We start from the raw sequence: 14122 nt of genomic DNA on the forward strand, positions 1-14122 counted from the left end.
TACCGAAATTCTATCGGGAAAGGCGGCATTTTTCTTTTTTTACGGAAAAACTATTATAGGATATGAGCATAAGTCTAAATAACCTCGCAATCACAGCCACCGGAAGTGCCATGTCCTCTGCTATGGGGGCCATGTTTAATACGTTGCAGAGTAAGATTGCCAACGGTGGACGCGACAGTAACTGCAAATTCTTCTATAATGATGGTGCCGGCGGCTCTATATTACAGGTAGCTGTAAAAGGTGCTGTCAGGGGAGCTGTATCTGAACTTAAAAATGAAGCTGTCAATGCTTTTAACTCATTATTGAATGGTAAGCGCACCAAAGACACAGCCGGTCAAGCCTGGATTAATTCTGAACTTGTTAAACAAGAGGAAGAGCAAAAGGAATACGGCACAATGGAAGTCAAAGGTGGAACCATTTATGCTTTAGATGATTGGGGAGGCATTGCTACAGAAGCACTCATGCTGGGTATAGATCTTTATAAAAACATCACAGTAACACAAAAATTCCCAGTATATCGTACCAAAGTCATTGATGCAAAGAAAGGCGTTTATAAAGAGCAAGAGCCAGATACTATCACTAATGTTGTGACCACCAATACATTAGTATGGTATGATACAACAGCATTAATTACCATTAATTCCGATAAGAATCTTATAGCTACTCGTGTCGTAGGTCGTGATTATAGTCGTAAAGAGCTGGTTTCCAATGGGGACATCAGATTTTCTGTATCGGGTCAGATAACAAGCGGGAAGCCTGATATTTATCCGGCTGAAGAAATGAAGAAGTTTTATAAGATTATGCAGTATAAGGGGATTATCAAGGTCAATAACATGGTACTTGATCAACTTGGCATAACCCATATTGTTATTGAAAGCTTCAATGTGACACCTCGTCAGGGCTATAAAGCTTTACAACAATATACATTTTCCGCTATCGGATTGCAGCCTGAACAGATAATTGACATCAATGAAGATACGGTTTCGATTATTCCTCAGAAAGCTGTATCTGCTAAAGAAGATGATGGTAGTGAATGGATGAAGATGTTGAACAATCAGCTTGAAGGATTGAAATCAATGGCTTCTGACTTATTCAAACAGGGTGTCGGGCTTGCTGCTGGTATGTTGGAAGAAAAATTATAACTATGGCATCTGATTTAACAGAACGACTTAACCAAAGACCCGATTTAGTTCAACAAATCGAGTACACACTTTCGCCGGAATATCACATGCACGAAGCATACGAAGATAAGCTGGCTATCTTGGTGTGTCAAATCAAAATATGGAAAGCAAAGGGGAATGACTGGTTTAGCATACCCAGTGCCAATCAGTGTCTGACGATCCGAGAATGTGAAAGCATTGAAGTATCAGATTCGGCTAAGAATCTTATAAATAAAGCCGTTGTCAGATTTCCACGAGGCACTGTCATCAGTCTTTCCAGTCATAAAGATAAGAGTGTGGTGACAGGGGATCTTACTGATTTAACAGAAAATTTTGAAGATCTAAAAAAGGCAAACAATAATGGCGATTTACTTACCACCTCTACTGCTTTGTTTAATCAAGATGGGGTATCAACAACATCTATAGCTGCTAATTATGATGATAAAGGATTGATAGATTTTAATCGAACTAAAAATGAAATAGCTCTTCTCAGCCCCAATGATGTTGCTATTGGAAATCGTATTGAAATTCGATTGGGTTACGCTTATTCCGAACAAGAGTTTGAAAAAATGAATACTGCCGACAGTGATCCTAATCTGGATGTTGTCTTTACTGGGTTTATCACTTCGGTTTCTGTAGATACTCCATTAGTATTGGAATGTACTAATATGGCTCATATTTTGGCTTCTGTCAGCACTCCAAACATCTCAGCTAAAGCTACTTTGATGGTAAAAGATTTTTTAGATGATGATGGAGAATATCATTTATTAAAAGATACCGGTATTCCATTGGCTGCATCAAGTAAAGGATCAACTATTGCTGTCAGTGGAGGTTCTATCAGCAATAATCTTACCATAGCTGATGTCTTGACTGAATGGAATAAGAGTGGTGTCCTTTGTATGATGGAAACTAAATCTGATGGCAGCGTTCAGCTTAGAGTTGGTCTCACTTACTATGCCGGTAAAGGTGGAGGTGGCTTGCCTAATAATGATAAGAAATATATCACCTATAATGGTGGGAATAATACTATCAAGCTCATCCAATTTGATTGGGATGTTGCACAGGATAAACTTACACTCAAACGCAATGATAAGAAGTATCTCGCTGTAGAAGCCCAGGGGCGAACCAAGGAAAATCAGTTTTTTAAGCTGACTGTACGAAAAAATCCAGATCCGGATGACGAAGGGTGGATGATTGATGCCGATAGTCAATTCCAGATAGTCAATCGGCGTAAGGTAAAAGATCGTAAGAAAATGAAATTCATTAATGGTACTTGGAGCACCAAACGAATTGAAGGACATCTTACTGATGCTGCCAAACTTGATAAGTATAACGTAATACATTATCTATCCACTAAAGTAGGAATCACTGAAGAAGAATTAATCGAAGAAGCCAAACAGTATTGGGCAAATTACAATCCCAATGGCATCTCAGGCTCAATAGTCATCTTTGGCGATTTATTTATCAAACCAACCGAAATTGTAGGATTGATTGATGTACGTCAGCCTGAGAAAAATGGATATTACTATGTTGAAGCTGTAAATACCACTTTTGGAGTAAATGGCTATCGCAGAGAATTATCCATTCCATTCAAAATAGCAACATTCTCAAAAACCGTTCAAATCATATAATATATGTCTCTTCAACATGAAATAAATAAAGTGTCTGGCGATGTACGTCGATTCATGGGTCAGATTGCTCGTCAAGGTATGACTGGTATGGATGGCGCGATTCGAGGTACTAAAAAGATATATGGTTATGTTTGCGCTATCCATGAAGATGGAGAATTAGCCGGTACAGTGGATGTTCAGGAATTTAATTATGAACCTGATGAATACCCGATTATGGGCACCGGACATCATAAAGGTGTGTTCCTGTCAGCAATTCAAAACAATCAGAATGGTGTTTTGATTGTGCCAATGTTGTATTCTGAGGTTACTATCATTCAAAATCCCACTGATGGAAATGAATATGTGATTATGTATAGCCACGCTCAGACTATCAAACACATTGCTCATTCCATTGAAGGTGAAGATAAGGGAGAAATCGAAATTGGAGTTTTTGAAACTGAAAAGCCCGTTGAAACGGATGATGGTCTTGAAAAAGACTATGACCAATTAGAGCCAACCAAGAATAAAGCAAACACAATCTATAAATCCACATCAATTACTGATCAGGTCGTATCTCCAGATGATGAAATTGGATTTAAGGAAGAAAAAACAGTTGAACACAAAATTATTACTGTTGGTGATACCAAAATCACTATTGATGGTGAAAATGTCAGCATTGAAACCAGTGGTAAGGTTTCTTTTATTATCGGGGGCACTACAATCACTGAAGAGGATGGATCAGTAAAAATCAAAACAGACAGCTGCGAAATAAAGGGTTCTGACATCAAAGTTGATGGTGGTAATGTCACAATAACTGGCGGCAATCTTAAAACCAAAGGTGTCAGCAGCACTGATCTTCAAGGCCCGTTCAATGCCATTAAAGTTTGTCCTTTCAGTGGCGCGCCTCATTGTGGTTCATCTGTAAGCGGAACTTAATATGAGCAAGTCAGCATTTGCACAAACCATTATCGCTAAACTTAAAGGGTCTATAGGCACTTCTGGTAAAGATTATACTTCTGGAAGTGCTTCTGCTGCTATGAGTGCAGTAGCCGCTGGTATTACAGAATATCTTATAGCTCATACGACTGTGTCCATTGTTTATTCAGGAATAGTAGCATCCGCATATCCTTATCCCGACCCGGTTGTAACTGATACATTCAAAATTGTAGGAAACTGCGCCCCTCCCAGTCCTTCAAACGGTTTTGATAGCTGGATAAAACAGATAGAGAACAATATTATAGCAGGGTTTCAACTTGCCCCAACGGGTAATGCAGGTGTCGTATTTCCTCAAAAGCCATTCTTAAATCCTAAAATTACTACAGTTCAAGGTAATCTAAAATCGACACATGATGTCGGCGATACAGACCCCCAGCAAAAAGTTTGGGAAGTTGTCTGTGGAGGTATCATGGACTGGATTAACGGTATTGCTAAAAACACAATGCCAGGAGGTGCGTCACGCCCATCGGCACCTTCTTCCGGCACCGCTTCCATTACCAAAATAACTATCACTTGATCAGCTCTAATAGACTATTATAGATAAACAACAGTCGATAAATATGGTAAGAGACTTAATTTTGGATATGAAGGAGCGTGACTTGTCTGTGGAGGATAAGTCAAATGCCTCTGTACCAGTATTCGACTCACTGTGGGGCAACATATTTGATGAAGATAAAGAAATTGATATTCTCATCTGCAACATCATAATTCCAGAAGCATATTGGAGCATTATTCAATATGACAATGGAGAGCTAATATGTCGGTTTACATCAGCCTATATGCCCAGTACCAGCAATTTCAGAATTCGACTGGTTGCATTGCGTAATGGAAAGTATTATGTTTTCAGCAATATCAGGGGAGAATTTGGTCTGCCTGTTAACAGTTATGTTCTTAGCAAGAATATAGCAGCGCCTATTCCAGCCTGTATGCTTCCATTTATCGACATTCATGGTGAGTTCATTGTCAAAATGGTACAAAACAGTAAGTCTGAGGTTCTGGATAAAGCATATATTTATTCTGCTAAAAGCACTGACCTCAGTATTAATTACAGTGATGACCAGGCTTCTCAGTTATTAACATTATGTGCTCCTGGAAAAAGCTACAGATACCCCACTACGGGTGTTGGGGCTACCAAATATCTGAATTGTGTGGTGGCTCATTCTGATTTACAAAAGGTTCTGGAAACCCAGTTTGATGCTGATAAAAAGCCTATTCAGGATGCTGATTTCGATAATGAGACCGGCAAACTCGATGTACTTTTTAGTCCGGAAAGAGAAGAAATTGACACTGATCTGAAAGATGTGGATAACCTGAACCTTCAATTCTTCAGTTTATTTACAGATGAGTACGTGCGCAGGAATGTAGTGCTTAATGAGCTGTCAGATATAGACTTTATGGAATTGCTAAATGGCTATCCGTATGTTCTAAATATTCTGATATTCACAGATTATACTACTACATCTTCTCGTATTGCCAATACGGTTGTTGCCGGACAATTTAATGGTGTAGGTGATATTATCCCCAGTGACAAATACTATATCGTCTCAGCTACATTAGAAGCTAATACTATTGTCATGTTTGATGATGAAAAAGAAGATAAAGTGAAAGATGCTCCGATATTTATCATCAATGATAATGATGAGACAAGACTATATACCGCCTTAATTGAACAACCTTATTGGCTTACTGAAACATGCCATAAGTGTTTCATATTAAAACGAAGGTCAACAGTAAAGTATATGATCCGTCAAGACCAATTCCGTCAAGGTAAGGGTCTTTACATCATTCCTCAGACAAGTGCCAACATCAAAAATATGTTGGGATTAGTACAAGACATCCACACCGGTCGATTACTTGGTATCGTTTCCAATAGCACCAATATCAGTGATATGACTATGGATGAAATTACACAACACATTTATGCCACTCAAATAAACCAATAATATGAATAATGATAATATTGTCAAAATTGGTACCGCCCTAAAGTGGAGAAACACCTTCGACATTACCAAAAAATATTATCAGGAGAACGTGGTCACAGTTTGTGGCTGTGTCTTCAGATGTAAGGTATTGCAAGCACAGGGGAAATCTCCAGTTACGATTACGGATAACCAGGGCCATATAGTCTATACCAATACAGACGTATGGGATGTGCTGGTTGATATGGCATATTACTACAACTTTGCCGTCGATACCAAGAAACTTACGCAGGAAACGCTGGATTATGTCAAACAACTGGATAAGGCTATTAAAAAACAGCAAGAAGAAATTCATGCTATTCAGGAAGATGATAAAAAACAGTGGGAACACATCAATGCAATCGAAAAAACAAATGAAGAGCAGCAGCGTGAAATAGATTCTGTCCTTGACACAATCAGCTGTTTTAGCGAAGGCATTTGGATTGATACATTGCTTTGGAGCAACGAAACAGTATGGGATAATAACAAATATGCCATTACTGATGACTTACAGCGTCAAATCAACGAACTGACTGATCATCATAACAAGGATATAACCGATATTAATAACCATATCGACCAGCATGAGAAAGATCAGAAAATATATCAAGATACGACTGACGCCAAGCTTTTGGTTTTGGCTTTGGGCGCTAAAACAACTCTTAGTCTCACCCCCAACGTGGTTCACAAGGGCGTTGAGACGAACATCACATTAAGAGCAAAGGTCAATATTGATGACGATATTGATAATCTGAGTATCTATCAAGGACAAAGGCTTGTAGATTCTTCTAAAGTGCAAAACCTATCGCATCAGATGCCTATATCTACTGATGTGGATGTCCTATTTAGAGCTGAAACTGAATATAAAGGACTTATACTCCCTGCCAGTATAACGCTCTATGCCAGATACCCGATATATTGTGGATTTGGTGCAACTGTTCTGGACATTAAAAATTCCAGTCATCAAATCAGTGCAAGAACATCCGCAGCCGGCAATTATAGGACAATCAACACAAAGAACAATCAACGATATTATATCCTTGTTCCAGTGGATATTGCAGCATTAAGTGATTTCACTATGGGTGGCGCACCTTATGTGATGAACAGCCGGAAACAAACATTTGATAATGTGGAATACAAAATCTATGAATCCGGCGCAGTATATAACGCTGGTGCCGAAGTAAACATAACCGCAAAATAAGAACATAATGGAAATCGCAAAAGGTAAAATAGGCAACGCCTTAACCAGTACCGCTTCAGACCATGTTGTTGCGGTTACGGCAGACATCTATGATGAAAAGCAAAAGCGTTATCAGGAGGATATTAATGAATATCTTCTGAACCATGCTAACGACATTAATGATTCTCTTTGTTGCTTCAGTGAAGGGATATGGGAAAACAATCTTTACTGGAGTGACGTTACTGTATGGGACAATAACAAATATGCCCTAACTGATGCGTTATCTGAGAGGATTAATACTCTTTCAGAGACACATCAGACAGATACAAGGGCTATTAATCAGCACCTTACTGAAATTGATGAGGCATTACTTCAAAACGGTAGAAAGCATGACGCTTTCAATACACATCTGGAAAAACATGACGGGGAGATTAAAGCCCTTCAGAAGCTGATAGCAGAGCATGATCAGCAAATAACTGATTTGCTCTATGCCTTGTCTTGTTTTAATTCCGGACAGTGGAAGAATGACTTCAAATGGAGTAATGAAACTCTGTGGGAAAATTCCAACTTCATGTGTAATACGTTTGAGGATGTTTATCATCTAATTGAAGAACATCAGCAAGCCATTACTCAGCTTTCTAATAGGATCTCCGAAGTTCAAAAAGATGCAGCCGATACATTAAAGGGTATCAACTCCACCTTCGATGGGTTCAGAAAAGAGCATGACGCTTTTAGAAAAGAACATCGGGAATTTACTAATGAGCATGATGCTTTCCGTACAGAACATCAAGGCTTTACCAGCAAGCTTGATAATCTGGATGCCAGAGATATTGAGCAGCAACGAGAGATTGATACATTGCTTTATCGAATCTCAATTCTCACCAATGGTCAATGGGACAACACCCTCTTATGGATTAATGATTCTAATTGGGTTAACTATAATGAAAGTGCCGGATGCGAATGTCCTATAGATACTGGAGAGCAGCTTGAGACGCTTCATGACAATGTTGCTAATTTACAATCCGGATTAAGCGAAACAGATACCAAAGTAGCGAACAATGAAGAAATCATTGCTCAACATCAAGATAACCTTAGTAGCTTAAATGCCGCTGTCGATAATAATTCTTCTGAAATAGAAGAAATTAAACAGGCGGCTGTCAAAGAACATCGAAGTGTTGCATATCAGTTCCGAGCTATGGGGCGAGATCAAGCTGCTCAAGATGAAAAAATAGCTAAAATTGGTGAACACTTCAACTGCTTTGCTGATGGTATCTGGAATGATATGTTCATCTGGGATAACGAGCAGTTATGGGCAAATCAGACCGGTGTGCTTAAAGAAGCTCTGGACGATCTTCAGTCCTCTCTTCATGATACACGTCAAAAGCTCCATGAAGCGAATGAGGATATAATGACTAACCTCTCGCTTATCCAAGCCAACCATCAGCTTATTGAAAACAATGCAGAAGCAATTCAAGAGAATGAAACTGCTATCAATGATCTCAGAAGTCAGTTTGGATGTGTAGAGCAAGGTGAATGGGGCAATCCATATTTTTGGAACAACGAAGATCTTTGGATTGACAACCCCAATGGCTTAGTAGAAATAGAAACCGAAGTGATTGAGCATAACGACCGTATTACAGTCCTTGAAGCTCAATTCGCATCGTTCATGCAGCAGTTTACCGCTCAACAATCTATTATATCACAGCAGCAGGCACAGCTGGAAACGCTCATGGATTGCTTTACTGTGCTTAATGTCGGTAAATGGCAAAATCTGCTTTTATGGGATAATACATCCAAATGGTCAGATGCCTTGATTACTGAAGTTGCCGGTGATAGTGGTGTGGCTTCCGTAGCAGTGAAATCGTATGACCCTGAGACAGCAACCGTATCAATATAAAAGCTCTAAATACGAGGGAGCTAAGGCTCGTATAATCTATAGTAATAAACCATATTCAAAACATGGCAGATCTTAAAGTAACTCGTTTTGTCATTGATGGAAAGACCTTTGCTATCCCGGCTGCTGCTGCTGATCAGAATGGTCTTATGTCAGCCAATGACTTTAACAAACTTGCTGGCATCGCAACTGGCGCGCAGGTAAACGTGCTGGAGGGTGTGAAAGTAAATGGCGTTGCACTCAGCATCGCATCAAAAATTGTTGACCTTATCATTGGCACTGGCACTGCTAATGGCTCTATCTCAGTCGCTGGGGTTGACGTACCGGTTAAAGGACTTGCTGCATTGGCATATAAAGCTAATGTCTCAGTAGATGACCTTAATGCAGCCTTAGCAGCGGTTATCAATGGAAAGGCTGAAAGCTCTACCGTAGCCGCTCTTAGCGGTAAGATTGACGTTCTTAATGGCTCCGGCACCGGTTCTGTATCAAAAGCTATTACAGACGCTTTCAATGATTTTGCAACCAAAGTTTCTGACGATGGTGTTGTCAATTCATACAAGGAACTTATCGACTGGGCGGCTACTCATGGTGGCGAAGCAACGCAGATGGCGGCTGCTATCACTAACATTGAAAATCTTCTTGTTGGTATTGGAGGTGATGGTAATCCAGCCACTGTGAACGCGGCTATTACAGCAGCTATCAATAACTTGAACATTGGTAACTATTATACCAAGACTGAAACCAACACTGAACTTGATAAGAAGGTCGATAAAGTTGCCGGTTATGGTCTTTCCAAGAATGACTTTACCGATTCCTTGAAGTCTAAACTTGAGGGGATTGCTGTTAACGCAACAGCTAATAAGTATTCTTATGACACTGCTACTCAGACTTTGACACTCACCGGTTTCTCTGTCGCAGAGTAACTGACACTAAACAATCATCGCAATGGCAGATACAAACACGAATATCTTACAAACGCTTAAAATTGACGGCAAGCATTTTAGCATAGCCTGCTGGGAACAGCTTGGACTGACTAAGGACTACATGATCGCTCTTTTAAGCCGTGATGAGTACACTCCCGTTGCGAACCAACAGCCCACTGACGCACACACGCTTTATACAGATCCGGTAAGTGGGAATCCAGCAGGTTTCCATCCGGGACAGTGTGTAATTTATCCAGATTCAGATATACCTGATGGCTGGGGTTTATCCATAGCCAAAAATGTCACCACAAACCCCCAAGGGGTACCAATAAAAATAAGTTGGTATCACGCAACTGATGTTGAAAAACGTCTTACACATTTGGAGGAAAAAATGACCATAACACATGATGGTGTAATCGGTACTGGATTGTGGATCAATGAGTATCCGTGGCAACAGGACGCTGTGTGGGATAACGGGAATTAGTGTTTTTACAAATCAATACTATTATATAAAAAACTAACAGTTTTAATACATTTAACAACATGGCAACAGAAAAGCAAATTACAATGGACACGGACTGGGGTGCCAAAGGCGCACAGCTTACCGGTGCTCAGGTTCAGGCTTTCATCAAGGGTCAGCTTCAGTCTCTGCATGACAAAGATGCAACCCTTCAGAGTCAGCTTAACAATCTGAACTCAGATCTGGGTGACGCCAACCCCCAGCTTCAGGCAGCTACAGACGGCTGTTTTGTAACCTATCATCGCAAAAGCGATAATTGGCCTCTTGCTGTACCTCACTGGAAGTGGCCCGCTCTTGAACAGGCTGGTGAGGTCGCCGATGGTGTACTTGTCCTTATCGACGGTCAGGCTCCCATTATCGTAGCCCCCACCCAGACCAACCTTAAATGGTCCAAGAACGCTATTGCAGTCAATGCTGATACTGGCGGTGACTACAGCAAGGCGTATGTGGATTACACTGGTAAAACTCGCACAGCGGCTATCATGGCTAATGGTGTCGAACTCTTTGGTGAAAACGAAGAGGAATGGACTCAGTATGCTCCCGCATGGTGTAATGCTTATGATCGCTCTTATAACAAGGGCGATGAAGCCGGCACTATGATTGGCATCGGTGCAGGTAAATGGTGGCTCCCATCTATAGCGGAACTGCTTACCATTTGGAAGCACAAATATGCAATCAACCTTTGCCTCTCAGTCATTTCTGGCGCCAGCCAGCTTTCTGAGAGCTGGTACTGGTCCAGCACTGAGGGCTCGGCGACGAACGCTTGGTACTTGTCCCTGATCGACGGCACCCTCAACTACTGGCGCGGTAAGGTGCAGTACAGCTACTACGTCCGTGCCGTGGCAGCATTTCATTAACCCTTTATCTCTTCAACCCTTTAACTCTTCGGAGCGTAGCGACGAGCGAGCGAAGCGAGCATAAGGGTTGAAGAGATTCACCTATTCAACTTATCTCAAAGTAAATTCGCCGACTTAGGAAGGTTCAGGATTATGTTCCAAGGCTTTAAGATAAGTAAATAAGTGAATGAGGGTAAAGTAGTTAAGGGATTTGGTGTATTTGGCTTGGTATTAAACAAATACACGAATTGATGAAAATCAGTTTTGTTATAAACAACTGTTGCGATGGCTTTATCCAACGAATTGCCGGTTTACGTTGAAACCTATCATTACATTCAAGCAGTGCTTGATACTCATAAAAATTTTCCAAGGGATATTAAACATACCGTTGGTCAAGAATGGATTAAGAGAGTGATTTCATTGCCTACATTCATTGTGCGGGCAAATATGTTCAAAAGTGAACGTGAAGCCTATCTCACCGATTTCATTTGTGAGTTTGAGTATTGCAAATTGATAGTTAGACTGGCTGGTGATAACCGTTGGATAAGCCGGAAGCAACAATCAAATCTCATGTATTTGGAGGCAGCTATCGGCAAACAAGTGACAGCATGGAAGAACGCATCGAAAAAGAGGTATCGAAAGCGGGAAATTGCTGAAGATGGCGATTGATCGGTGCAACGCACAGAGTATGGAAGTTTAAGGATGACCATAGAGTATGCGCTTCCGTGAGAAATGGGGGTACTACTGCCATAAGTAGTTAAGAATAAGACAACGTACCCGAAACACTGAGAACTCGGCGACGAACGCTTGGAACTTGAACCTGAACGACGGCAACCTCAACAACTGGAACGATAAGGTGCAGAACAGCAACTACGTCCGTGCCGTGGCAGCATTTCAACGAAAGGCATAATTGCGATAGATAACACAAATATAATGGCATTATCACTTTTAGTGCTGATATGGTGACGTATGAGGATTTGGTAGAAGCCTATTTAGATTGTCGTGTACATAAGTCGCGGACAAACAACTGCATCAAGTTTACTCTTGATGTGGAAGGCAATCTGTATGATATGATGCAAGCCATCAATAACAGAACATATCGACCTCGACGTTCCATTTGTTTTGTTGTTAGCCGCCCCAAATACCGTGAGGTTTTTGCCGCTGATTTTGCAGATCGAATAATTCATCATTACATCAGGCTTCGTTTGGAGCCGTTGATCGAACAAGAATTTAATGACAGAACATTTAATTGCCGCGATGGTAAAGGTACTTTAGCAGGTGTAGATCAGCTGAAGAAAGATATAATTGAATGTTCAAACAATTACACAAAAGACTGTTATGTCGCTACCGTTGATATTAACAGTTTCTTTATGTCTATCCTTAAAAAGTTAGTGGAAGATTTGGTAATCCGGTTGATTGATGAGAAATACACTGGCGATGACAAAGATGATTTAAGATTTTTATGTCATGTTGTATTAAGTCACTGTACTGAAGAAAATTGTATAAGACAATCATCAATTACCATGTGGAATCATTTGCCCGCAAGCAAATCGTTATTCACTAATGGCGAAGGGTTAGGGATGCCGATTGGTAATCTACCTTCTCAGATGTTCGCCAATTATCTCTTAAACTCATTAGACTGGGCGATCGAAAAAGAATTTGGTATTAAATATCACGGAAGATATGTTGATGATATTTACCTCATCTCAGAAACCCCCGAAGCAATACTGAACGCTATTCCTAAAATACGCATCAAATTAGAATCATTGGGTCTAAAATTATCTCCCAAGAAATTCTATATGCAACATTATACCAAAGGATTAGATTTTACCGGTGCCGTTGTAAAACCAGGCAGAATTTACCCCTTGAACCGCACAGTAACCAATTTTAGGCACAGTATTCATCGCTTGAATCAATGCAAAACTAAAAGTCAAATCATTAGAGCTTTATCATCAGTCAACAGCTATTTAGGCTTGCTAAGACACTATGATACTTATGCTATCAGATATAATGGTTTGATGGAAATTGATATAAGACTATTCAAATGGCTTTATATCCAAGGAAGCATGGAAATAGTTAAGCTCAAAAAGAGATACCATCCCAGAAATCGTATAAGATATCGGCTTTATCACAACTATCAAACTCAGCTTTCGTTACCTAAGCCGATCGCCAGATTTGAAGAAAGAGATGATAAAGCCAAGTATATTAGGATGTTGTCTGAATACACTCCAGTCGAAATCCCACCAATAAGCATACTTGAAAGTCACAAAGACTATTAATAATAAATAAACATCATTTTTAATTTCAAAACAGTCCGAACATGGATCAGATTAACAACAACACAGTCCCCGAAGAGCAGGAGGTTATCGCCCCCGAAGAGCACCTCATGTCACCTGAGCAGCTTGCCGAAATGGAAGCCCTCAAGAACCAGGATCTCTATGGTAATCACGTTAAGAAAATCGGTGAATGTGCCGTAGTGACCGTAGAAGATGAGACCGTAGCTCTCGAACTGCCGATCACTTATCCCCAGCTGCTTGCAGCCCTTATCAAGCGTAAATACAACGCTGATCAGTCTGAGGCAATTACCGCCAACTTCCTGACCGCTCGTACTCAGGAGATTTCTGAAGCTAAGGCAGCAGAATATACCACCGAATACGAGGCTTATCAGGCATGGCGCAATAAGTGCAAGGCTGTCGCCAAGGAAGTGATGGGTATCACTGAAGCGTAATTAACCGGCAAAACTCGGGCCGTCCTTGGATATATTCTGTCCTTGGACGGCTTTTGTTCAATAATAAACCAACATCAGAATCGCAATGAAAAAAATATTTTCCACAATGAAAGAGCGCTGGAAAGCTCAGATGCCCATATTTTTTCAATGGATTATGGGTATTGGAACCAGTGTTGCCGCTATCGCACTTGCTATACAGATGTCATTGACTTCTGGCGGAGCAACTATCCCCGAATGGTGGGAAACAATATATCCATATCTTATTGGCATAGGTGCCGGCATGACTGCTACGGCAAAATTCACTCAAAAGCATTAAT

The 14122-nt window shown here is 40.5% G+C and carries 14 protein-coding genes; all 14 read left to right on the top strand.

Annotation, left to right across the window (positions count from 1 at the left end; all coding sequences use genetic code 11):
- Positions 1–62: 62 nt before the first annotated feature.
- The 14 genes from C5S62_RS07830 (at position 63) to C5S62_RS07895 (ending at position 14121) form a co-directional block, all read left to right on the top strand.
- Positions 63–1142: a DUF6046 domain-containing protein gene (locus tag C5S62_RS07830; RefSeq protein ID WP_104404824.1), complete on the top strand. Its 1080-nt coding sequence runs from the start codon at positions 63–65 to the stop codon at positions 1140–1142.
- A 2-nt stretch (positions 1143–1144) separates the two neighbouring features.
- Entirely contained in the window at positions 1145–2791 is a 1647-nt protein-coding gene (locus tag C5S62_RS07835; protein WP_104404825.1) for a hypothetical protein, read from the top strand.
- Positions 2792–2794: 3 nt separating this feature from the next.
- Complete coding sequence (locus C5S62_RS07840) at positions 2795–3706, top strand: hypothetical protein (protein ID WP_104404826.1); 912 nt, start codon at positions 2795–2797, stop codon at positions 3704–3706.
- Between the two features lies 1 nt (position 3707).
- Positions 3708–4283, top strand: a complete 576-nt coding sequence (locus tag C5S62_RS07845; protein ID WP_104404827.1) for a hypothetical protein — start codon at positions 3708–3710, stop codon at positions 4281–4283.
- A 43-nt stretch (positions 4284–4326) separates the two neighbouring features.
- Positions 4327–5709 carry a hypothetical protein gene (locus tag C5S62_RS07850; protein WP_104404828.1) on the top strand — a complete coding sequence of 461 codons (1383 nt, stop codon included), beginning with the start codon at positions 4327–4329 and terminating at the stop codon, positions 5707–5709.
- A gap of 1 nt (position 5710) precedes the next feature.
- Positions 5711–6925, top strand: a complete 1215-nt coding sequence (locus C5S62_RS07855; RefSeq protein ID WP_104404829.1) for a hypothetical protein — start codon at positions 5711–5713, stop codon at positions 6923–6925.
- Between the two features lie 7 nt (positions 6926–6932).
- On the top strand, positions 6933–8801 hold the full coding sequence (locus tag C5S62_RS07860; RefSeq protein ID WP_104404830.1) for a hypothetical protein: 1869 nt from the start codon (positions 6933–6935) through the stop codon (positions 8799–8801).
- A 62-nt stretch (positions 8802–8863) separates the two neighbouring features.
- On the top strand, positions 8864–9721 hold the full coding sequence (locus C5S62_RS07865) for a hypothetical protein (RefSeq protein WP_104404831.1): 858 nt from the start codon (positions 8864–8866) through the stop codon (positions 9719–9721).
- A gap of 22 nt (positions 9722–9743) precedes the next feature.
- Positions 9744–10205, top strand: coding sequence for a hypothetical protein (locus tag C5S62_RS07870; RefSeq protein WP_104404832.1), 462 nt, complete (start codon positions 9744–9746; stop codon positions 10203–10205).
- A gap of 59 nt (positions 10206–10264) precedes the next feature.
- On the top strand, positions 10265–11098 hold the full coding sequence (locus C5S62_RS07875) for a DUF1566 domain-containing protein (RefSeq protein WP_104404833.1): 834 nt from the start codon (positions 10265–10267) through the stop codon (positions 11096–11098).
- A gap of 264 nt (positions 11099–11362) precedes the next feature.
- Positions 11363–11746: a four helix bundle protein gene (locus C5S62_RS07880; protein WP_104404834.1), complete on the top strand. Its 384-nt coding sequence runs from the start codon at positions 11363–11365 to the stop codon at positions 11744–11746.
- Positions 11747–12036: 290 nt separating this feature from the next.
- Positions 12037–13356: an RNA-directed DNA polymerase gene (locus C5S62_RS07885; RefSeq protein ID WP_104404835.1), complete on the top strand. Its 1320-nt coding sequence runs from the start codon at positions 12037–12039 to the stop codon at positions 13354–13356.
- Positions 13357–13397: 41 nt separating this feature from the next.
- Positions 13398–13805: a hypothetical protein gene (locus tag C5S62_RS07890; protein ID WP_104404836.1), complete on the top strand. Its 408-nt coding sequence runs from the start codon at positions 13398–13400 to the stop codon at positions 13803–13805.
- An 85-nt stretch (positions 13806–13890) separates the two neighbouring features.
- A complete protein-coding gene (locus tag C5S62_RS07895; protein ID WP_133159541.1) occupies positions 13891–14121 on the top strand; it encodes a hypothetical protein in 231 nt (76 codons plus the stop codon).
- Position 14122 lies beyond the last annotated feature (1 nt).

This window comes from Prevotella sp. MGM2, assembly GCF_002933955.1.
GTDB lineage: Bacteria > Bacteroidota > Bacteroidia > Bacteroidales > Bacteroidaceae > Alloprevotella.